This window comes from Janthinobacterium sp. BJB426 (genome assembly GCF_002735705.1).
GTDB lineage: Bacteria > Pseudomonadota > Gammaproteobacteria > Burkholderiales > Burkholderiaceae_D > Janthinobacterium.
Genome location: NZ_PDZL01000005.1, coordinates 363,436 through 383,940, shown reverse-complemented (window position 1 = coordinate 383,940; position 20,505 = coordinate 363,436). Strand labels below are relative to the sequence as shown.

The 20,505-nt window shown below is 53.7% G+C and carries 18 protein-coding genes; 11 read left to right on the top strand and 7 right to left on the bottom strand.

The window, feature by feature from the left end:
* Window positions 1–619 precede the first annotated feature (619 nt).
* Complete coding sequence (locus CSQ93_RS11610; RefSeq protein ID WP_099378171.1) at window positions 620–2,296, bottom strand: DUF6119 family protein; 1,677 nt, start codon at window positions 2,294–2,296, stop codon at window positions 620–622.
* A gap of 648 nt (window positions 2,297–2,944) precedes the next feature.
* On the opposite strand from CSQ93_RS11610, the gene CSQ93_RS11605 reads away from it, so the two are divergent.
* Entirely contained in the window at window positions 2,945–3,280 is a 336-nt protein-coding gene (locus tag CSQ93_RS11605) for an FKBP-type peptidyl-prolyl cis-trans isomerase (protein WP_099378170.1), read from the top strand.
* A 15-nt stretch (window positions 3,281–3,295) separates the two neighbouring features.
* Here the strand turns inward: CSQ93_RS11605 and CSQ93_RS11600 are convergent, their stop codons facing one another.
* Window positions 3,296–3,772, bottom strand: a complete 477-nt coding sequence (locus CSQ93_RS11600; RefSeq protein WP_099378169.1) for a DUF2726 domain-containing protein — start codon at window positions 3,770–3,772, stop codon at window positions 3,296–3,298.
* A gap of 96 nt (window positions 3,773–3,868) precedes the next feature.
* The gene (locus CSQ93_RS11595) at window positions 3,869–4,582 is read right to left on the bottom strand and encodes a YjjG family noncanonical pyrimidine nucleotidase (protein WP_099378168.1); all 714 of its coding nucleotides are present in this window, start codon (window positions 4,580–4,582) and stop codon (window positions 3,869–3,871) included.
* Window positions 4,583–4,705: 123 nt separating this feature from the next.
* Here CSQ93_RS11595 and CSQ93_RS11590 point away from each other — a divergent pair, with 123 nt between their 5' ends.
* Window positions 4,706–5,431 (top strand): pyridoxine 5'-phosphate synthase, encoded by a 726-nt coding sequence (locus CSQ93_RS11590; RefSeq protein ID WP_099378167.1) that lies wholly within the window; start codon window positions 4,706–4,708, stop codon window positions 5,429–5,431.
* Window positions 5,419–5,949: a DUF2947 family protein gene (locus CSQ93_RS11585; RefSeq protein ID WP_099378166.1), complete on the top strand. Its 531-nt coding sequence runs from the start codon at window positions 5,419–5,421 to the stop codon at window positions 5,947–5,949. The genes CSQ93_RS11590 and CSQ93_RS11585 overlap by 13 nt, the downstream gene beginning before the upstream one ends.
* 56 nt (window positions 5,950–6,005) lie before the next feature.
* On the opposite strand, the gene CSQ93_RS11580 is transcribed toward CSQ93_RS11585, so the two are convergent.
* Entirely contained in the window at window positions 6,006–6,407 is a 402-nt protein-coding gene (locus CSQ93_RS11580; RefSeq protein WP_099378165.1) for an STY0301 family protein, read from the bottom strand.
* Window positions 6,408–6,662: 255 nt separating this feature from the next.
* The gene (locus CSQ93_RS11575) at window positions 6,663–7,154 is read right to left on the bottom strand and encodes a DUF4265 domain-containing protein (RefSeq protein WP_099378164.1); all 492 of its coding nucleotides are present in this window, start codon (window positions 7,152–7,154) and stop codon (window positions 6,663–6,665) included.
* Window positions 7,155–7,287: 133 nt separating this feature from the next.
* Between CSQ93_RS11575 and CSQ93_RS11570 the strand changes: the two genes are divergently transcribed.
* On the top strand, window positions 7,288–7,707 hold the full coding sequence (locus CSQ93_RS11570) for a GFA family protein (RefSeq protein ID WP_233516142.1): 420 nt from the start codon (window positions 7,288–7,290) through the stop codon (window positions 7,705–7,707).
* Between the two features lie 48 nt (window positions 7,708–7,755).
* Here CSQ93_RS11570 and CSQ93_RS11565 read toward each other — a convergent pair whose 3' ends face one another.
* Entirely contained in the window at window positions 7,756–8,475 is a 720-nt protein-coding gene (locus CSQ93_RS11565; RefSeq protein ID WP_099378162.1) for a Crp/Fnr family transcriptional regulator, read from the bottom strand.
* A 565-nt stretch (window positions 8,476–9,040) separates the two neighbouring features.
* Between CSQ93_RS11565 and CSQ93_RS11560 the strand changes: the two genes are divergently transcribed.
* Window positions 9,041–10,723: a methyl-accepting chemotaxis protein gene (locus CSQ93_RS11560; protein WP_099378161.1), complete on the top strand. Its 1,683-nt coding sequence runs from the start codon at window positions 9,041–9,043 to the stop codon at window positions 10,721–10,723.
* Here the strand turns inward: CSQ93_RS11560 and CSQ93_RS11555 are convergent, their stop codons facing one another.
* Window positions 10,724–10,984 (bottom strand): oxidoreductase-like domain-containing protein, encoded by a 261-nt coding sequence (locus CSQ93_RS11555; RefSeq protein WP_233516141.1) that lies wholly within the window; start codon window positions 10,982–10,984, stop codon window positions 10,724–10,726.
* A gap of 321 nt (window positions 10,985–11,305) precedes the next feature.
* Between CSQ93_RS11555 and CSQ93_RS11550 the strand changes: the two genes are divergently transcribed.
* The 6 genes from CSQ93_RS11550 (at window position 11,306) to CSQ93_RS11525 (ending at window position 20,504) form a co-directional block, all read left to right on the top strand.
* Window positions 11,306–12,856, top strand: a complete 1,551-nt coding sequence (locus CSQ93_RS11550) for a DEAD/DEAH box helicase (protein ID WP_099378159.1) — start codon at window positions 11,306–11,308, stop codon at window positions 12,854–12,856.
* Between the two features lie 1,001 nt (window positions 12,857–13,857).
* A complete protein-coding gene (locus CSQ93_RS11545; RefSeq protein ID WP_158301203.1) occupies window positions 13,858–15,921 on the top strand; it encodes a beta-glucosidase family protein in 2,064 nt (687 codons plus the stop codon).
* Window positions 15,922–16,008: 87 nt separating this feature from the next.
* Window positions 16,009–17,238: an oligosaccharide flippase family protein gene (locus tag CSQ93_RS11540; protein ID WP_158301202.1), complete on the top strand. Its 1,230-nt coding sequence runs from the start codon at window positions 16,009–16,011 to the stop codon at window positions 17,236–17,238.
* A gap of 15 nt (window positions 17,239–17,253) precedes the next feature.
* Window positions 17,254–18,246 (top strand): glycosyltransferase, encoded by a 993-nt coding sequence (locus CSQ93_RS11535; protein ID WP_099378156.1) that lies wholly within the window; start codon window positions 17,254–17,256, stop codon window positions 18,244–18,246.
* On the top strand, window positions 18,239–19,435 hold the full coding sequence (locus CSQ93_RS28820) for a hypothetical protein (RefSeq protein WP_158301201.1): 1,197 nt from the start codon (window positions 18,239–18,241) through the stop codon (window positions 19,433–19,435). The genes CSQ93_RS11535 and CSQ93_RS28820 overlap by 8 nt, the downstream gene beginning before the upstream one ends.
* A gap of 34 nt (window positions 19,436–19,469) precedes the next feature.
* Window positions 19,470–20,504 carry a polysaccharide biosynthesis protein gene (locus CSQ93_RS11525; protein ID WP_099378154.1) on the top strand — a complete coding sequence of 345 codons (1,035 nt, stop codon included), beginning with the start codon at window positions 19,470–19,472 and terminating at the stop codon, window positions 20,502–20,504.
* The last annotated feature ends 1 nt before the right edge of the window (window position 20,505 follow it).

Sequence of the window (20,505 nt, the reverse complement as noted above, 5' to 3'; positions counted from 1 at the left end):
GCCTGCGCATTGGCCAACAAACTGGCGCGCACGGCATGGGCCATCGCGGCCCACCATACCGAATTTGAAATAAAAGAGGCGCCCATGACAACATGAGGGCCTCCCAAGACTCACTGCTTTACAGCACACCTACCTGGTTTTGCGACTGCTGACATTGGATGACGTGAACGGCACACCGGCCTGACGGATAACCTGGCTAAAAAATCGGCTGTCAAAGGCCGAGCGGCTTTTAAGGACCGACAGGCGCGACTCTCATCGTGGCGCGGAGATCCATCTCCAACCAGACGCCGGATAGATTTAAGCAAGCCTACTCACATCATACAAAATCAGCTTGCAAAAAGGAGGGTGACCATAGATTTTTTTATGCGCGTGACTGTAGCCTATCCTGTCCAACAGCACACAAAAATAACTAGCAAACGGGAGGCGTCCATATAAGTAGTCTGACACAAGGGGATTTCATGAAATTGAACTTGATCGATGTCAGATGTGCAATTTTGTCAATCGACCTAGCAAGACAGATATCGCATGGTATCGTCTTTCATTTGTTTATCCGTTCTCTAATTATTTCAATTTCTGGCAGAGGGTTGCAACCGCATGACCCGCCTATTGCGCAGGAGAACTAGCACTTTTCGATCAAATGTAGTTCCGTCTTGTATCCCATCATGGTCAGCTGCTCCACGATGCCACGCAGCGCTACCTTACTGAAGAAAGGGATGTTGAGTTTTTTTGTGCGCGCGTGTTTTTTCTTCAAGATACCATACACAATGGTGTAGTCCGATGGGTTGATGCTAGCCACTTTAGGCAGCAAGGCGACAAAACCGGAACGAGCGTGCTTCGTTTCGCGCCTCCCGGCCTCCTTGCGAGCATCTTTCCGGAATTTCTTGTCGAGCCGAAACGACTGTGCCGAAACCAGACCCTGGTTCCACAGATGGCTGAGCGGCGCCGATGTTGCAGAATCCTTGAGGTGGATCAGCTGCTGTTGTTTGGAAAAGAAGTCGCAGGGTTCCATATTCGAGCCTTTGGCCCCTGTGGGGGAGACCTTGGTCTGGTCCATGCACAGCAGGTCTGGGTAGCTTGGATCGCACAGGTCGTCAATCAAAGCGCGTTCGTTCTTCGCTGTGGACGACAGCAGGAAAGCAGGCTTGAGTACGTCGAGATAGGACTGCTCCACCTCTTTGTAATAGTCGTCGCTGACCCCGAACCACTGCCCATCGAACAACACGTATGTGGTGTGGCTGTGGATGGTTTCGTATACAAAACAGTCGTAAACTTTCATGCTGCCAAAAGGTTTGCTGGGGTCTGCGCTCATCGCACGGACTTCATGGGTGCGGATGTCCGCAATGTCTTTGTTTTTCGCGAAACTGCCCGTCAGTTCTTGAATATAATCTTCGATCACCAACGCATTAAAGCGTTCTTTCTTGTGCGGTAGGTTGGAACCGTAATAGCAGAGTTCCGGCACCTGGTCCGGTCCGAGGAAGTCCGGCACCGCCAGATGCAGGTCGGAAGCCTTGCCGGCGACCAAGCCGGCCAGTTCGGCGAACAGTTGGGCGTCGAGGGTGTCGAGTAGTGCGCCTCTGTGCACTGGTTTGACCTGGTCAATAAACTTGAAATCTTTTTCATATTCCGTGGCGGTGTACAGGGTTAGCAGTTCCCCACAAAACTGCGGCAAACTTGAGATAGCCATCTTCTTACGGACTTGCAGCGCATCTTTGCCGGACATCGCCTTTGCAAGCGCTACATCACTCGGTTTGCCGGATGCAAGGCGGAGCAGGTCGCGATTGGTATCGAGTCCGAATTCAAGAAGGTCGCTCTCGCGGCTGGCTTGGGTGCGGCGCTGGATCACAGTGGAGTCGAGGCTTGCGCTATCAAGTCCGCGAAGCTTGTCGCGTGCGACGCTGTTCAGGACAACACGCAGACCGAATTGTCGTTCCATACGGTCGGTTTCGATGGCGTGATGGCCTTGGCCGAAGCATATGGCGAACAGACGATTGGCGCCGATCGGCCCCGCCTCGATTAGCAGCACTGCGGACGAGTGCTGGCCGCTCAGTTTCGCTTTGAGGCCGGGGGCGCTGGCTTCGAGGAAATTGGCCCAATCGGGGGGCTCCGCTTTGGGCGTCTCGTAAAGCAGCGTGCCATAGTCACATTTATGTTTAACCAGCCCATGTGCAGTTTTCAAGGCGTCGGCTGGCTTGACCCCAGGACTCATGAGGCGGATCGACAGGTCTACGGTCGCTTCATGGTAGACGCTGGGCGAGATCGTAGTTGTCGATTTTTTAGTGGATACTTTGGTTGCCATCGTTTTCTTATTATGAAATTTTAATGGTATGGATGATTAGGCAGGTCATCCTGTCTTAGCGCGCAACGGTGACACCAGCAGTCACAAGTTGCAGTTGGTCACGAATTGCTTAACCTCAATGGATATGATTGAATAGTATACTGATATTGTCAACTATTGTACTTCTTGTTCGGCGCGACTATTTTCATTGTCTCCCTTGGTACTACAGAGCGGCTTTGATGCTCAAGTCTGACGGATCATGGGTCTTAGGCCATACGAGGAAGGATGCAATGTCTGCTTTCCGTCGAACGTATTGAATAGATGAACCAGTGCTGATCATGCAGCCGCACTGAAAGAGGGCTGAATTAATAAGAAGAGGTAATTCGGTAGAGCAGCAGTACACTCCTAACGATTTTTCGATTGATCTAAATTTCGCTAACTCATTGATTCGTTGGATGCTATTGCCTTTGCCAACTTGCGCTTACTTGATCTTGATTTACCTACGGACATGGTTTTTCTGGCAAACTCATAATCCGTTGGTGCCGTGTTCGACTCAAGGGAGGCCACCAGAGTTCGCAGTATCGATTGAAGCCCTGGCGGGCAACTGCCGGGGCTTTTTGCATGCTGCCGTACAATCACGGCATCGAGATTGATGAAGGATGAAACGAGATGACGGCTGAAGTGAAGATTGACGATATCGTCGTGGGTGATGGCAAGGCGGTGGTGCGCGGCGCGCTGATCACGGCCCACTACCGGGGCTGGCTGGAAGATGGCACGGAGTTTGATTCGTCGCACAAGCGGGGTGAGCCTTTTCGCTGTGTGTTGAGCAATAACAAGGTCATCCAGGGCTGGATTCTGGGTTTGCACGGCATGCAGGTCTGTGGCACGCGCAAGTTGTGGGTGCCGGCGCATCTGGCGTATGGCGAGCGGCAGGTGGGTTTGATACCGCCACATTCCAATTTGATCTTCGAGATTGAGTTGCTGGAAGTGCTGACGCGCGATTGATACGCGATGGTGCAATCAGGCTGGAACGACGTCGCCTCTTTGCAGCAACAGTTGCTCGATGTCGGCGCGCAACGCCTGCTGCGTGGGGAAGTTGGCATAGCGCAAGGTGACATAGCCGGCCAGCTTGAGCATGGCGTCGCGCTCCCTGTCCTCGCGTTCGCGGCCGGCGTGGCTGCGGTCGTCGAGCTCGATCACGGCGATGACGTTCAGTTGCTGGCTGCACAGAACAAAATCGGCCACCTTGCGGTCGAAACGGTTTCTGTTGGCCCATCCTTTCGCCGTCACCAGCGCGGAAAACGCCACTTGCGCCAGCACCGTGCATTCCGGTAATGCGGTCTGCAGCAGGTGGTACATCTGCTGTTCGCGCGCCGTCATCACGGGTTTTCTGTGCAGGCGCAGCGGCCTGCGCGACTTGGCCGTCTGGCGCGTGGCCAGCATGGCAAAGAACAGGATCAAGGCCGCGATGGCGAGCAGGACGATGAAGGGAGGCATGGGCTGGCATCAGAATGGACGAGTCTTGATGGTACGCGAACAGCGGCATGTTTCGTGCCGCTGCCAGCGTATTTCAGGTGGTGCGCTTGTGGAAGATCAAGCCTGTTTCAAGTTCACCTGCATCACGTCCAGCGCCGGCACGATGTCATGCAAGCTGGCCACTTCACAGGTGGGGATGGCGGCCGAGGTATTGGCCATGCTGTCCGGGTTGAACCAGCAGCTGGCTATGCCGTAGCGGTTAGCGCCGAGGATGTCGGCGTCCAGGCGGTCGCCGATGATGATGGTCGTGTCCTTGCTGAATGCGCGCGCCATGTTGGCGGCATATTCGAAGAAGCGCACGTCCGGCTTGGCGTGGCCGCACGCTTCGGAAGTGGCGACGAAGGAGATGTAGTCGCTCAGGCCGGAGGCGGCGATGCGGCGCTTCTGGATGGACTCGACGCCGTTGGTGATGATGCCCACTTCGCCGATGCGCGACAGCGTTTCGCACACTTGTTTGGCGCCATCGATGAGCACGACCGTGTCCGGCAGCGATTCCAGATACAGACGGCTGGCCAGTTCCGGATCGATGGCGATGCCGTTCAGTGCAAACGTCTTGCGGAAGCGTTCCACTTTCAGGAAATCCTTGGTTACGTCACCCGTCTCGAAACGTCTCCACAGGTCGACGTTAATCGCCTGGTATTGGGAAAACAGCGCGTCGATGCCGTCGCGCAAGCCCAGTTCGTGCATGGTGTGCAGGAAGGAGCGTTTTTCGGACGCCCGGAAGTCGAGCAGGGTATCGTCCAGGTCAAACAGGAATAGCTGGTAGGTCATGGTATGTATTGAAAGGAACTTGTCTTGCATCGTAGCACGTAGCGATGAGTTCGGTTGGCCGTGCCCTGCGCGGGCGATCCGCTACAATCGCTGCCAGACTCGTCACTTTCACTTCACCTTCCCATGACCCAGCTTTCCGTCAACGTCAATAAAATCGCCCTGCTGCGCAATTCGCGCGGCCGCAACTTCCCCGATTTGCTGGCATTTTCCGCGCGCTTTCTCGACTTGGGCGCCGCCGGCATCACCTTGCACCCGCGTCCGGACCAGCGCCATGCGCGCTACGATGATGTTGCCCCGTTGCAGCGCCTGTGTGCGGAGCGGGGACGCGAGCTGAATGTGGAGGGCTATCCGGTGGCGGAATTTCTGCAAGTCGTAAAAAGCGCGCGCCCCGCGCAATGCACCCTGGTGCCCGACATGCCGGGGCAATTGACGTCCGATCACGGCTGGGACATTGAACAGCACACGGCGCTGCTGCGTCCCGCCATTGCGGAATTGAACGACCTGGGCATCCGCGTCAGCCTGTTTGTCGATGCCGATTACCCGGCGCTGGAATGGGCGCGCGAGGTGGGGGCGGCACGGGTTGAGCTGTACACGGAGCGGTTTGCGGAGAGTTATGGCGGCGCGCAGGCCGATGCCGTGTTTGATACCTATCTGCAGGCGGCGCGGCGGGCGCAGGCGCTGGGACTGGGCGTGAATGCGGGGCATGACCTCGATTTGCACAACCTGGCGCGCTTCCTGGACATTCCCGGCATCCTGGAAGTGTCGATCGGCCATGCGCTGGTGGTCGAATGCATCGAACTGGGCATGGACAAGGTGCTGGGCCGCTACCTTGAGATATGTCAATCGTAGGGGACTTGGGTGGCGCCGCTGGCCGGCCGCTGCAGCCTGAGCCGGACTGGCCCTTCTTCGATGCCGACTTTGCCGTCACGGCACAGACGCTGGCACAGGTGCAAGCGCTGACGCCCGATGCGGCGGCGCAACTGTGGACGCGCCATGTGTCGGCCCATCCCGACGAGACGCATCCCATGCAACTGCGCGCGGGACACCGCCTGCAGACTACGGTGTCGGGGCCGGACTGGCTGGCCGAGTTCGATGCCGTTTCCAGCGAACACTTGGCACAGGATGGATGCGTGGCAAGGTTTCTCTCTTCCCATTTTCACGCTGCCGAGGCGGCGCCCGTCTTTTTCATGGCCAGCCGGGCGCGCGCCTATGCGCTGACACCGGCCGCGCTTGCCGCATGCTGGCCTTGCTTGCTGGCCATTTCTGACGAGGGCCCCTTGCTGTACCAGCCTGCCACGGGCAAGTTCGCTTATTTCTCGCCACAGGGGGCGCTGGCGGGTGGTGAGGAAGGTTTGCAGCCTGTTTAACGGGATGCGCCCATCCTGTGGCGATAAGCGCTACGGATGAATGCCAGCCGCGTTGCTTATTTGCACTGAAACCTGACTATTTTCGTTCGCTGTTTAACGGTTGCGACGCACTGTTTGACTCCTGGCAAATCCATGCGCAGGTAGCGCTCGGTAGTGGCATACAGGCAATCCACCTGAAACAGATAGCGTGGGGCATCGAAATTGATATCCCAGCGTTGATACAAGGTACCGGCACTTGTCCACTCCCTGATCGGGGCCAGGATGGGCAAGGCCTCGCCGTCCACCGGCGGATGATTCGCCGGATAGGACAGCACGCGCACGCTGTCGAGCCTGGCGGCTGGCAGGTTCCAGGTAGAGGGAGCCGCTTGTGGGCAAGAAACGGAGACAACGGGGGCTGCGGCAGCGTACGGCATCGCCATGCCCGCGATGGAAAATGCCAGCAGTGCGAGCGGCTTCATTCGAAAGAGTTCGGAGCGATCAAAGCGAAGAGTCAGTGGCGCCGGTAAGGTGCCTGACCAGAGTGACGCACTCGCCATTTCCTACGATTTCTTTTTGCTTTGCATAGTCGGTACTCGCGATGTAGGGCATGGCGTTTCTCTCTGTGGCTGAAGGTAGAGAGAGCGTACGCAAGATGTGGGCAGGTATCTTGATGTGCGCCAGGGCAATACGGGGCATTGACGCGCGTCATGGCCCCGTCTGGAACACGAGGAACTTTACATATCCACCCACCAGTTGAGCAAGGTTTCGTCATCGTCGTCATCGAGGTTGACGTAGATATTGGCGAAGTACCATTCCACGCCCGTCGCCGCGCGGAAGGCGTCGAAGGGACCGTTGACGTTGTAGATGCCGTGGTGTCCCGGCACGCTGAAGGTGAGGTTGCCCTTGTACTGGCCATCCAGGGTGCCGCCCAGCTGGCTTTGCACGTCGCGTTCGAGCTGGTCCACCGCTTCTTGCGGCACGTCGTCGGCATAGATCTGGATGCAGAAATTGCCGCCGCGCTTTAAGACTTCGGCGGGGGCCAGCGGGTCGGCGATGTTGACGATGTCGCCGCGCGCCAGGTTCAGGGTCAGGCCGGGCGAGGCCAGCAGTTCGTAGACGTGCTCGTCGATCTGGCGCGTGGGCAGGGTTTCATACACGGGGCCGTCGGTGTTTTCGCCTGCCAGTACGCGGATATGCGGCAAGCCTTCGCAATTGATGTCTTCCATTCATTCTTTCATAGTGCCGGCGCCATACGATGCGCACCGTGCCAGGGACGGGTTTATGGCAATATTATACCGGGTACGTGTCTGCTGGCAGGGCACGCAACAGTGCAAACGGGGAGCGGCAATGGAGAATGTGGTGCAAACAGGTGGCTGTTTATGTGGCGCGGTGCGCTTTGAAGTGACAGGCGAGGGCGGCAATCCGCACAGTTGTTCCTGTCGGAATTGCCAGCAGCACACTGGCGCGCCGATGGTGGCGTGGGTGGAATTTGCGCGCGACCAAGTGCGCTGGACGGGCACGGCCGGTGTGCCGGCCACTTACCGCTCTTCCGAGTATTCCAGCCGGGCCTTTTGCGCCGCTTGTGGCAGTTCCATCGGCGCCATCGACGATGCGCCCACGGTGGCTTTGCTGGTCGGCAGTTTTGATGATCCCACCCAGGCGGCCTTTGCGCCCGAATACCACTCGTTTGAAGATGGCAGGCCAGGCTGGTGGCTGGCCGCCGGTGCGGATGTTGAGGCGGCGCGTCCGGTTTGCAGCGGAGCCAACATCCCGGAATGAAAAAAGCACGCCGAAGCGTGCTTGCGCGGATGACTTGGCGCTGAGTACTTAATTGTGTGCGCTGATGCCGCTGCGGAACTGTTCGAAACCGGCGCGGGCTGCCTTGTAGCAATTGCCGGCGGCCGCTTCCAGGCCTTCGCGGTCGAGCACTTCGACGGTGCCGCGGCGGTACTGGATCAAGCCTTCGTCCTGCAGCTTGCGGGCCGTGACGGTGACACTTTCGCGGCGTACGCCCAGCATGTTGGCCATGGTGTCTTGCGTCACCTTCAGCTCGTTCGACAGCGAACGGTCGAGGCGGTCAAGCAGCCAGCGGCACAGCTTTTGTTCGATGCTGCAATGGCGGCCGCCCACCACGTTCTGTGCCATTTGCGCAAACATGGCGCTGGTGTAGCGCATCAGCAATTGTGCCAGCGCGCCGCCTTCACTGAACACTTCGCGCAGGAAGGCTGTTTTCAGGCGGTAGCCGTAACCAGCCGTTTGCACGATGGCCGTGCAGGTGGCGCGCTCGGCTTCGTACAGCACCACGCCGGCCACGCCTTCGCGGCCGATGACGGCGATCTCGGTGGTGGCGCCGTCTTCCATCACATACAGCAGGGAAACGATGGCGTTGGTGGGGAAGTACGTGTATTCAATCTTGCCGCCACAATCGAACAGGTGCTTGCCGGCAGGCAAAGCGACCAGTTCCAGTTGGCAGAACAGGCGCTCCAGATCGGCGCGCGACAAGGCGCGCAGCAATTCGTTCTGTTGCGCGCCCGTGATGCTGATCATGGGCGTGGCGGGAGCGGGTTGCCAGTTGTGCTGGGAGGCGTGGGTATGCGTGGCTGGTGTCAGGTTGCTATAAGCTTTGTACATGGTAGGGCCTCGTCTTCTGATTTTGTTGGATGGCGCTGCTTTTCTGGCTTGCTAGCGTTGTGCTGAATCTTGTATCCACTATAGAACCAGGGGCCGCGGACGGGCATCGGATGAGCCGACGCGCTTATGTAGGCTAGGAACATTGCCTCGTGTCATCCGACTCCTACGCCTGTTCCTTCATTTTTCCCAGTGGAAACAGCCATGCTTGAACAAAAAAATACGCCACGCTGCCCGCTACCCGCGAACTTTGGCTGAATGCCTTGATCAAACCACTCTGTGTCGTCTTACGACGGTGATAAAATGTTGCATTGCGGAAATTTGACTCGTGTGTCGGGATGAGCCGTTGCCCTTGCTCTCCCTCACTGCTTCCCTCCGCTGCTGCCTGCGATGCCTTCCTTGGTCGCCCCACTGCCCGCGCCTTACCTTTGACTGCGCGTGGCTGTCTTGTCCCGTTGACCCGTTTAATGAAGGAAAGCAACGCATGAAATGGTTTTTTGATCTGAAAATTGCCACCAAGCTGATCTTGTCGTTTGGCGCCGTGCTGCTGTTGACGGCCGCGCTGGGCGTGTCGGCGATCTTTTCCATGGCGCGCATCAATACCGCGTCGACCGACTTGTCTGACAATTGGATGCCTAGCGTGCTGGCGGCCATGTCCATGCGCAGCGACGTCAGCGATTTCCGCCGCTGGGAACTGGCGCACATGCTGGCCGCGCAGGATGCCGACATGGCGCAGAATGAAACGCGCATGACGGAAACCCAGGCCAAGCTGAAGGTGGACGGCGACAAGTATCGCAGCCTGATTTCCGAACCGGGCGAAAAGGAAGTGTTCGAGCGCTTCCTGGCGCTCAACGATGAATTCATGCGCCTGCATGCAGCCATGCTGAGCCTGTCGCGCGACATGAAAAAAGAAGAGGCGCGCGCACTGGCCGTGGGGCCGTCCGCCAAGGTCATGGCGGACATGATGGTGCTCCTCGATAAACTGGTGTCGATTAATACGGATGGCGGCGTGCGCTCGAGCGCCAGCGCCGACGCAACGTATGCGGCCTCGCGCGCCAGCCTGATCGGCTTGGTGGTGGGCATCGTCGTCGTTGGCATGCTGCTGGCGCTGTGGGTGGCGCGCAGCGTGGCGCGTCCGCTGATCGCGGCCGTCGGCGTGGCGCGCCAGGTGGCGGCCGGCGATTTGACGGCGCATATTGTTGTGCAATCGCAAGACGAAACGGGGCAATTGATGCAGGCCCTGAAAGACATGAATGCCAGCCTGCAGACGCTGGTGGGCCAGGTGCGCAGCGGCACCGATACCATCGCCACGGCGTCGAGCCAGATTGCCGCCGGCAACCAGGACTTGTCGTCGCGCACGGAAGAGCAGGCCAGTTCGCTGGAAGAAACGGCCTCGTCAATGGAAGAGCTGACGTCGACCGTGAAGCAGAATGCGGACAATGCGCGCCAGGCCAACACCATGGCGCTGACCTCGTCGAGCATCGCCATCGAGGGCGGCAAGGTGGTCGGTGAGGTGGTGGGCACGATGGCGTCGATCAATGCCTCGTCGCGCAAGATCGTCGACATCATCGCCGTCATCGACGGCATTGCCTTCCAGACCAATATCCTGGCCCTGAATGCGGCCGTCGAGGCCGCGCGTGCAGGCGAACAGGGACGCGGCTTTGCCGTGGTGGCCACGGAAGTGCGCAACCTGGCGCAACGTTCGGCCGCGGCGGCCAAGGACATCAAGATCCTAATCGGTGATTCGGTCGAGAAAGTCGAGGCGGGATCGAAACTGGTGGATCAGGCGGGCCGCACGATGGATGACATCGTTGCCAGCATCACCCGCGTGACGGACATCATGAGCGAGATCACGGCCGCCAGCAGCGAGCAGAGCGCCGGTATCGAACAAGTTAACCAGGCCATCGCCCAGATGGACCAGGTGACGCAGCAAAATGCAGCCCTGGTGGAAGAGGCGGCCGCGGCGGCCGAATCGATGCAAGAGCAGGCTGCTAGCCTGAGCGAAGTGGTCAGCATCTTCAAGCTCGATGTGGCCAGCGCTGCCGCACCGCGTGCGCCTGTCAAGGCGGTCAAGGCGCCGGCAGCCGTGACGCCGGTAGCTGCGCCACGTCAACTGGCCGGCACGGCGCGTCGCGCAGCGCCAGTGGATGAGTGGGAAAGCTTTTAATTAGGCGCGCTTGCGCGGTTTCTTGACGCCCTGGGTGACGGGCGCAGCAGCGGCTTGCTGGCGCTGTTGCCAGGCTCTCAGGGCGTCTTCGTAGGCGGCCAGGTCTTCCTGGTACATCTCCAGCACGCAAAAGGTGCAGCCGCTGTGGCAGCACTCGTCATTGCCCGGTTTGTTGGGCGGCTGCGGTTGCGGATCGTGGGGCAAGGGCGGGGTGGGCATGGTGAGGGCAGGGGATGGCGGAGCTGGTATCGGAGCACGCATGATACGGCATCCCGGCGCGCCGTTGCTGGAACGCTTTTTGCTCAAAAATCACGGTTTCCGTGTACAGTTGCGGTGAATTAGGGTATCGTTTACAGCACTGATATTGTATCTTCTGCGCGCGATGTTCCGCCGGCGCGATCTCCGCCGCCATCGCAGCACATCTCTTCGACGCTCCCGCATACGCCCTACAGCATGTCCCGGAGCACGGAGGTGCCGCAAGAACAATGATCCATGGCTTGCAAGACGGAGCTGCCTGTGCCCCGAAATGTTGTTTATTGAGAAAGCATGGCTTCCGCAGTGCGGAGGCACACCAGAAAATTTATGTCTGAAACCGAATCGACTCCTACGCCCAGCCCGGCGATTGCCCCTGACGCGGCGCCCGTCGCCGCTGCGCCTGCACCAGCACCTGCCGCACCCGCTACCCCCAGCCTGACTTTTGCCGACTTTGGCCTCGCGCCTGAAATCCAGCGCGCATTGACCGACCAGGGTTACACCCATCCGACACCGATCCAGGAACAAGCGATTCCCGTCGTGCTGCAAGGCCGCGATGTGATGGGTGCCGCGCAAACGGGCACCGGCAAGACGGCCGGTTTTTCCTTGCCGATCATCCAGTTGCTGATGGCGCATGCCAGCAGCAGCATGTCGCCGGCACGCCATCCGGTGCGCGCACTGATCCTGACGCCGACGCGTGAACTGGCGGTGCAGGTGGCCGAAAACGTCAAGGCCTACGCCAAGCACACGCCGTTGCGCTCGACCGTCGTCTTTGGCGGCATGGACATGAAGCCGCAAACCGTCATCCTGCGTGGTGGCGTGGAAATCGTCATCGCTACGCCGGGCCGCTTGCTCGACCATATCGAGCAAAAGAACATCAGCCTGAGCCAGGTACAGATGCTGGTCATGGATGAAGCCGACCGCATGCTGGACATGGGCTTCCTGCCAGACTTGCAACGCATCATCAACTTGCTGCCTAAGCAACGCCAGAACCTGATGTTCTCGGCCACGTTCTCGCCAGAAATCAAGAAGCTGGCCGCCACCTTCCTCAACGATCCGCTGACGATCGAAGTGGCGCGCAGCAACCAGACGGCCGACAAGGTCACGCAAGTGGTCTACAAGGTGACGGAAGACCAGAAGCATGCCCTGGTCGCCCATCTGCTGCGCCAGCGCGACCTGAAGCAGGTCATCGTGTTCTCGAACACCAAGATCGGTGCCTCGCGCCTGGCCCGCGTGCTGGAACAGGAAGGCATGAGCGCCACGGCGATTCACGGCGACAAGAGCCAGCAGGAACGCATGGCGGCGCTGGAATCGTTCAAGAAGGGCGAGATCGACGTGCTGGTGGCCACCGACGTGGCGGCGCGCGGCCTGGATATTTCCGACTTGCCTTGCGTCATCAACTTCGACTTGCCGTACAACGCGGAAGACTATGTGCACCGCATCGGCCGCACGGGCCGCGCCGGCGCCTCGGGCGACGCCATTTCGATCTACTCGGATAAAGATGAGCGCTTGCTGGCCGATATCGAGAAACTCATCAAGCAAAGCATCAAGCGCGGTGAATTGACGGGCTTCAACCCGGCTCCTGCCCGCAGCAGCGACAGCGAGCGCCGCCCGCCGCGCCGCAGCGAAGGTGGCGAGGCGCGTCCCGCGCGCGCTCCCGAGAGCCGCCATGCCGGCGAGAGCCGCGACAGCCGCTCCGCCGAGCGCGGTGCGCGTCCCGCCTTTGGTCCGGGCGCCCGCCGCGAAAAGGCCGATCCCTGGTTCCTCAAGCCATATGAGCCCGCCAAGGCAGCAGCCCCGGCTGCCGCCAGCATGGCGCCTGCCGCGGCCAAGCCGAAGCAAAAGGTGGCCGCGTTGCTGGGGGGGCTGTTGAAGAGCTGATATCTTTTGGAACCGTATTTCCATACGGCTATTCCATTGAGTTCCTTTTCGTCCTCATTTTATGTGGGTAGTGGCAGGAAAGAGTGGATTTGCTATATTTTCCTGCCATATCGATTTGCAGCGCCTAATGGCACCGTGGTAAGCGGCAGTGAGCTGTAGCAGAGAAGCGCAGCTGTGCGAATGTACGCAGCCGTCGAGACAGTGAGCATCGCTGGCTACAAAGCACGACGCGCAGCCGGTTTGATCGGTGTTCTAGCCACTTTCAGTTTGCCTACCTATGCGCCACTTGAGCCTGCATTTTCTGTATGGATTGTTTGCGTCGGTGCCAACCCACTTTGTAACAAATATATCCAATTGTAAGATTTATCTTTGCGTTTGCTAATCATGTTTATCCTGCATGATATTATGCATGTAGTATGATTTGCACCTCAGTAGTTTCATTTGTGATAACTTTTATCAATAATTCCTGTCATTATATTCCAGTATTTTATTGATATTATTGAGATTCTATTTCCAAGCTTTTATTGTTTATGTATTTTTATTGCTATTTTGTAAATGATGCAATAATGTAAAGCGCTTGTGGTCGGGGTCTGTATTTTCGTATAAAATGTCAAGCCCTTCAATTTTGAGGTTTTCTTGTCAAGGGTGAGCAGCGACGTTTCAATCATTTGCATGCCCTTATGTTCCTCATGTCGCCTCCGTTACCCGCTTCGAGACCTGCTATTTATTGCCGCTTGAAGCTATTTTTTATTGAAATTCGAGAGATCAACGAGTACTTGAAATGCCGTCATCGGAGGACATAGCGTGAGATTGAATTTTCATGTGTATTGTCAATACTAATAATAGAGAAGGGTTAAACAACAATGCAGTCCTCGGGTTTTTCTTCGTCAGCCGTTTTTTTTATTGCTACCTTTCTCCTGGGGTGTGGCAACAATAATGCTGAAGTTCCTCGTGTGGCGGAAGGGAACCCTGATGCTCGGGCTACCGCTCTGGTACAGAAAATGACGCTTGAAGAGAAAATCCAATTGGTGCATGGGGTCGGGCCCGGCGCCTCGCCGTTGAATGGCGCGGGCTATATTCCTGGTATCAAGCGCCTTGGTATTCCAGATATCAACATAGCTGATTCTTCGACCAGCGTCCGGGTTGCCAATGTGAATGCGACGGTGATGCCATCGACATTGGCTCTCGCTGCCAGTTGGGATCGGGATATGGCATTTGAGTACGGCGCTTTAATCGGGCGAGAGTTGCGGACGCTGGGCTTCGTTGAGGGGCTTGGGGGCGGCATTAACTTGATCCGGGAGCCAAGGAACGGTCGTACTTTTGAATATTTGGGCGAGGATCCCGTACTGGCTGGGTATCTTTTGGCTCAGCGCACGCTAGGTACGCAGCAGCAGAAGGTTATTGCTACGGTCAAGCATTTTGCATTGAATAACCAGGAAACAAACCGGTTTACTTCGGACTCGGTGGTCGATGAGCGGACTATGCGGCAACTATACCTGCTCGGATTTGAAATAGCGATCAAGGATGGTCAGCCTGGCAATGTCATGTGTGCTTATAATTATGTCAACGGGGTCAAGGCATGTGAAAATTCTTATCTCCTGAATTCCGTGTTGAAAAATGAATGGGGATTTAAGGGATATGTGCAGTCCGACTGGAGTTTCGCTGTCAGTGATACCGTGAGGGCGGCTAACGCTGGATTGGATGAAGAGCAACCAGGCTCGCAGGATGATGCTCTAGGCGCTGGTGGAGAGCCTACGTACTTTAATCAGAAACTGAAATCTGCAATTGCTGCTGACCTCGTCTCCATGAGCAGGCTGGATAATATGGTGACACGGAAGCTGCGAACGCTGTTTCAGGTCGGCATTATGGACTCTCCACCAGTTCTTGGTGGCATCATAAATCGCGCCGATGGACGTATAGTCGCTAAAAAAGTGGCCGACGCTTCTATTGTTTTATTAAAAAACCAAGGCGTAAATGGTGAGGCCAAAAGACTTCTTCCACTTGATAGCAAGGCTATCAGATCTATCGTCGTCATCGGAGCGCACGCTTCTGTGGGCGTAATGGCAGGAGGTGGCTCTGGTGGTCCTTTCGCCTCAGTGAACAATCCTGTGGTCTGTTTACTGCCTGAAAAAATGTTTTCGGAATGTGCTCCATATTCGTCCTCATCGCCATTGCAGGCAATCAAGGCCAAGGCTGGGCTTGCTCAAGTTCGTTATTTTGATGGCAATGATACGCGTGCGGCCTCGGATGCCGCAGCGACTGCTGACGTGGCAATTATTTTTGCTTCACAGTTCAGCGGCGAAGGGCGAGATCTGGTTTCGTTGGCGTTGCCTGACCAGCATACCGATCCCGCCAATCAATCTTACGATCAACGTGCATTGATCGAGGCTGTGGCGAAAAAGAATCCTCGTACTGTGGTCGTACTGGAAAACGGTACCGCAGTGACTATGCCATGGCTGAATACCGTTTCTGCGGTGCTGGCTTCGTGGTATCCAGGAGATAGCGGAGGAGAGTCCATCGCTGATATCTTGTTTGGTGATGTTAACCCTTCGGGAAAGCTACCTATCTCTTTCCCGAAGATGGAACAAGATTTACCTCAGAAAAATATTTCATCAAGCAATTTAAGTGTCAGATATAACGAAGGGCTGATGATGGGGTATCGATGGTACGATCATCACAAGATCGAACCATTATTCGAATTTGGTTACGGATTGTCATACACCAGCTTTGATTATACGGATCTGAAAACTGAGTTAACTCAGAATGGTGACGTGAAGATCAGCTTTAGTCTGAAAAATACTGGCAGCCGCAGCGGCGCTGAAGTCATGCAAATTTATGCATCCATACCATTCGATGGTGAACCGCCGCAACGTCTGGTAGGGTGGGAGAAGGTGCATTTGCATAGCGGCCAGCAACGAACAGTGGAGTTGAAAATTGGGCGGGAGCGTTTGCAGGTATGGGATGCACTAAAACGGCAATGGTTTATGCCCAAAGGCAATTACGAGTTTCGTGTCGCAAATTCATCAAGGGCCCGTAACATATTACGCAACACCAAGTCATTATAAATAGAGAAATTTTCTAGTGTTGATGATTGGGCTTTACATTTTGAAAAAAATTAAATTAATGATTTCCTATTTTTACGGGGATTGGATGTGATTTCCCGGCAGAAGTTGAATGTTGTATACCTTATGGGGAATCAGGGCGTTAATTATTTGATGCCGCTTTTAGTTTTCCCATTTTTGATGCATACGTTGGGGCCATTGAAATTCGGTATTCTTAGTTTTTCTTTGGCAACAATGCAGTTCTTGATCTTGCTGACCGACTTTGGTTTTAATTATAGCGCGACAAAGAGTATTTCAATAGCGGGAAAAGATAAACGTATTATTTCGGATGTCTTTTTTCGCACCATGTGGGCGAAAGCAATATTAAGTGTCATTTCATTATTCGTGATGCTGTTTTTGATTATGGTATTTGATGCTTACGGTGCAATCAAAGAGTTGTTATTTATAAATTTTATAGCGGTAATTGGAACAGTAATATACCCTATTTGGTTATTTCAAGGGCTGGAAAAGATGGGTTCGATCACCGCCTTTTCTATCTTGTCACGTGCATGCGTATTAATATCATTTTATTTCTTGGTGAACGGCGAAGGCGACATCAATATGGCGATGTTCTTGCTGGCTGTTCCTAATGTACTGGCCGGAATATTTGCGATCTTGACGATATATCATGGACGTCTTGTTTTTTGGGTGAGATTTTCATTTCTGGAAATTCGGAAATCATTTTTGGAAGGTATTCAGGTATTTTCATCGACACTATTAACCAGTATGTATACGCTGATGACGCCGGTAGTAGTCGGATTTGTTGCCGGACCGGAATCGGTCGGCTACTTGAATGTCGCAAATACCGTCAAACAGGCGGTGTGTGGATTATTTTCTCCTATTTTGCAAGCATATTTCCCCAAAGTGAACGCCTTATATATTGATCAGCCGGAGGTGTCTCGGGCGCTGGCGACAAAGATATTAAAGTGGATGGCATTGATGCTGCTTGTGATTTCTTTGGTTTTGTTTTTCATATCGGAAATTCTCATTGAAAAAGCATTTGGAGTGAAGTATTTGGCTGCTATCCCGGCATTAAAAGTGCTCGCCTTTGCACCGCTTTTTATTCTGATAAATTCGGTGATGGGATTGTTGTTCATGATACCTCGCGGAGATATGAAAGGTTATTTGGGATCGATTTTTTCTGGAGCAGCAGTGAGTTTGGTAATTGTGGCGCCGGCGGCATACTATCTTAAAGAAACGGGTGGCGCTGTGACATTGCTTGCGGTGGAACTGGTAGTGGGCATCTGTATGGCATTGCGCATACGCAGTTATAAAAATTAGGAATTAGCAAGGAAAATGAATATATCAATAATTATTCCTTACTGGAAACGTGAAAAACAGATAGAACTGATGTTTTCCAGTCTGGCTGAACAGATACCGTCCGGCGTAGAGGCTGAAGTCCTGGTATGTGACAGCCATAGTGGCGGACAAATTGAAGAAATCATCATGCGCGCCCGGGAAGTTCATCCGTGTTTGAATATCCGTCATTTGCAATGTGAAAATATTGTTGCACAAAAAAGAAATGTCGGCATCCGCGAGGCTCGTCATGATTTGTTGATTTTTCTTGATGATGACTGTGTTCCGCAAGCTGACTACTTGAAGAATGTTTTTCTTGATGTGGGTAACAATCCAGGCGTCATATTGTGTGGCGAAATTCGATTCCCCGCCAGTCTGGTAGGAGGCAGTAATTATTATCGTTATCGGGATTCAAAACATCCTACTTTTTCATCTTGGCCATTTCGGGAGTTGGATCAGTGGAGTTTTGTTTCCATGAATATGGTGGCAAAAAAGACAGATTTGATACAGGCAGGTTTGTTTTATGATGAGCGTTTTATCGGTTACGGTTGCGAGGATCATGAATTTCCATGGCGTATACTTAAGGCCGGGATGAAAATCAGGATGGGAAGGTTTTGTATTGATCATCACGAATATAATGGTGATATTGTCAAATATAAACGAAAAATATTTTGCACGGCACGTGATGGAATGTACATGCTCTCATGCTTAGCTCCAGAAATCGTGCATTCGCATCGAAAACTGAGGTTGATCGAGACGATCTATTCTGTAAAAGGAATTTCGACTGTATTGGCAAGAGCGCTTTTGTCGATTCTGTTTAATCGATATTTTTGTCGTACCATAGAATTATTTTTGCAAAAAACAGATGCAAAAAGAAATTTCTATTTCTCACGAGCATATCGTTATGTGTTGTTATGCAATTATCTCGCCGGAGTCAGGTCGCGTGAGGATCGCCTGACGCAGGCTAGTGTTGGGGCGGGATGGTATGACTAAAGTCTATAATGTATTGATATCGTTGCTTATATGGTCATTTTTCCTTCATTTATTGAGGAACGTAAATAGTGCATATGTTGCAATACAGGGAATTATTTTTCTTGCGACTTGTACCTGGTTTTATGTGAGTTATAAGCTGACAAAGAGTGATGTCATTGCTATTGCGACACTTTGCTGTGTATTCTTTTATGTTTTGTTATTGTCCGTTATTTACAATGATGATTATGGTGGGGCTGCACTCGGTATATTCCGTTTCTCAAGCTTGATTATGGCATTTTTGAGTGCATTAATGATTGTCCGGAGCGATAAAGTCGATGTGTTTTGGATGGTTTTTAGTCAGTTCATGGCATTATGCGCCCTGTCATTATATTTTCAATTTATCTTCGGTCCCATTGATTGGTTTGCAGAGTCAAGTGAGCGAGCTGGTTTTTCTCGATATGCATCACTCGCAGGAAGCCTGACCGTGTACGGAGTAATTTGTGGGATGGCCATAATTTCAAGCTATTTTTATTTTCAGGGATGGAAAAGAATATTGCTGATATCCATAATCGTTTCTGGCGGCTTTATTTCTCTGCAGAAGGCTGCAATTGCAAATATTTTCATCGCAGCGGTAGGTATTGCGATAATTGAAAAAGTTTCCTTTAGGCAGCTGTTTAAGATTGGCTTGATTGTATTAGTCATTGGTGCAGTTGTTTTGTGGAGCACAGGACTATATGATATTGCTGAAGTAGGATTTAAGAGTTCGCTAGGTGCCGCGGGGGAGGACGTTCAATCCGATGTATCCCTCTTGCAAAGTGCATTTGACCGGATCATTGAATTGCCTGGTATTGTCTTCGATTTTTACGGCTTGAACAGGCTGTTCTGGGGCATGGGTGTATTTGGCGGTTCTGGCTCTCTAGGTTATCCCGATTTGCCAATGATGCATAATGCATATTTTGATATAATTTCAATTGCAGGATTGCCGTTGTTTAGTGCCTTGTTGATTTATTTCATCACGTTGATTTATAAAGTAACTTGTTACTTCGACACGTTGAACAGCGCTGATGTAGATCGAAAAACGACAGTGCTGATTTTCCTCATGTCCATGCTGAATATGCTTTTTGCAAGTGGGAATTTTTTCCAGCCAGTGATTGCGATTATTTTATGGGTGTCGGTGATATATGTGGCGCGTATGCGCAACCGTACCTGACGTGTCATGTTAATTATTTATAGAGAAAAATATTATGTTTAAAGACAAGGTTTTGTTGATTACTGGCGGAACGGGTTCATTCGGAAACGCTGTGTTGAAGCGTTTTTTGGATACATCTATCGGTGAAATTCGGATTTTCAGTCGAGATGAAAAGAAGCAGGATGACATGCGTAAGAAGTACAATCATCCGAAGCTGAAATTTTATATTGGCGATGTGCGTGACTATTCCAGTGTTCTCAATGCCACGCGTGGGGTTGATTTTATTTTTCATGCTGCGGCATTAAAGCAGGTTCCATCGTGTGAATTTCATCCAATGGAAGCCGTCAAGACGAATATCATCGGAACTGAAAACTTGCTGGAGGCGGCAATTCAGAATAGCGTGCGCCGCGTAGTCTGTCTTAGCACGGACAAGGCCGCCTACCCGATTAATGCCATGGGCATCTCCAAAGCCATGATGGAAAAGGTCATGGTAGCCAAGTCTCGCAATGTGGATGATGCCAAGACGGTCATTTGCGGTACCCGCTACGGCAATGTGATGGCATCGCGCGGTTCCGTTATCCCTTTGTTTGTCGATCAGATACGAGCTGGGGCCGCGCTCACCATTACCGACCCGGCGATGACGCGTTTTATGATGACCCTGGAAGATGCCGTTGATTTGGTGCTGTACGCTTTCGAGCATGGTAGCAATGGTGACATTTTTGTGCAAAAGGCACCAGCTGCCACAGTTGATACACTCGTGCAAGCATTGTTGGGATTGCTGGACATGGCTGCCCATCAGGTGGATATCATCGGCACGCGCCATGGAGAGAAGCTTTACGAAACTTTACTCAGCCGTGAAGAGATGGCTGCGGCGGAGGATCGGGGTGATTATTTCCGTGTTCCCCCTGATTTAAGGGATTTGAATTACGGAAAATTTGTCGAGCACGGCGAGCAGAAGATTTCGACCGCAGAGGACTACAACTCGCACAATACACACCGCCTTGACGTGAAGGGCATGCAGGCACTCCTGATGAAACTGGAATTCATCAAGAGTATTGTCCGCGGCGAAAATGCTGTTGCAGAAAGCTGAG

What these genes read in the sequence shown, in the direction of transcription:
- CSQ93_RS11610 (WP_099378171.1), bottom strand. Translation starts at nt 2,296, where the DNA reads ATGGCAACCAAAGTATCCACTAAAAAATCGACAACTACGATCTCGCCC.
- CSQ93_RS11575 (WP_099378164.1), bottom strand. Translation starts at nt 7,154, where the DNA reads ATGGAAGACATCAATTGCGAAGGCTTGCCGCATATCCGCGTACTGGCA.
- CSQ93_RS11605 (WP_099378170.1), top strand. Translation starts at nt 2,945, where the DNA reads ATGACGGCTGAAGTGAAGATTGACGATATCGTCGTGGGTGATGGCAAG.
- CSQ93_RS11555 (WP_233516141.1), bottom strand. Translation starts at nt 10,984, where the DNA reads ATGCGTGCTCCGATACCAGCTCCGCCATCCCCTGCCCTCACCATGCCC.
- CSQ93_RS11595 (WP_099378168.1), bottom strand. Translation starts at nt 4,582, where the DNA reads ATGACCTACCAGCTATTCCTGTTTGACCTGGACGATACCCTGCTCGAC.
- CSQ93_RS11600 (WP_099378169.1), bottom strand. Translation starts at nt 3,772, where the DNA reads ATGCCTCCCTTCATCGTCCTGCTCGCCATCGCGGCCTTGATCCTGTTC.
- CSQ93_RS11525 (WP_099378154.1), top strand. Translation starts at nt 19,470, where the DNA reads ATGTTTAAAGACAAGGTTTTGTTGATTACTGGCGGAACGGGTTCATTC.
- CSQ93_RS11565 (WP_099378162.1), bottom strand. Translation starts at nt 8,475, where the DNA reads ATGATCAGCATCACGGGCGCGCAACAGAACGAATTGCTGCGCGCCTTG.
- CSQ93_RS11560 (WP_099378161.1), top strand. Translation starts at nt 9,041, where the DNA reads ATGAAATGGTTTTTTGATCTGAAAATTGCCACCAAGCTGATCTTGTCG.
- CSQ93_RS11590 (WP_099378167.1), top strand. Translation starts at nt 4,706, where the DNA reads ATGACCCAGCTTTCCGTCAACGTCAATAAAATCGCCCTGCTGCGCAAT.
- CSQ93_RS11550 (WP_099378159.1), top strand. Translation starts at nt 11,306, where the DNA reads ATGTCTGAAACCGAATCGACTCCTACGCCCAGCCCGGCGATTGCCCCT.
- CSQ93_RS11585 (WP_099378166.1), top strand. Translation starts at nt 5,419, where the DNA reads ATGTCAATCGTAGGGGACTTGGGTGGCGCCGCTGGCCGGCCGCTGCAG.
- CSQ93_RS28820 (WP_158301201.1), top strand. Translation starts at nt 18,239, where the DNA reads ATGACTAAAGTCTATAATGTATTGATATCGTTGCTTATATGGTCATTT.
- CSQ93_RS11580 (WP_099378165.1), bottom strand. Translation starts at nt 6,407, where the DNA reads ATGAAGCCGCTCGCACTGCTGGCATTTTCCATCGCGGGCATGGCGATG.
- CSQ93_RS11535 (WP_099378156.1), top strand. Translation starts at nt 17,254, where the DNA reads ATGAATATATCAATAATTATTCCTTACTGGAAACGTGAAAAACAGATA.
- CSQ93_RS11545 (WP_158301203.1), top strand. Translation starts at nt 13,858, where the DNA reads ATGACGCTTGAAGAGAAAATCCAATTGGTGCATGGGGTCGGGCCCGGC.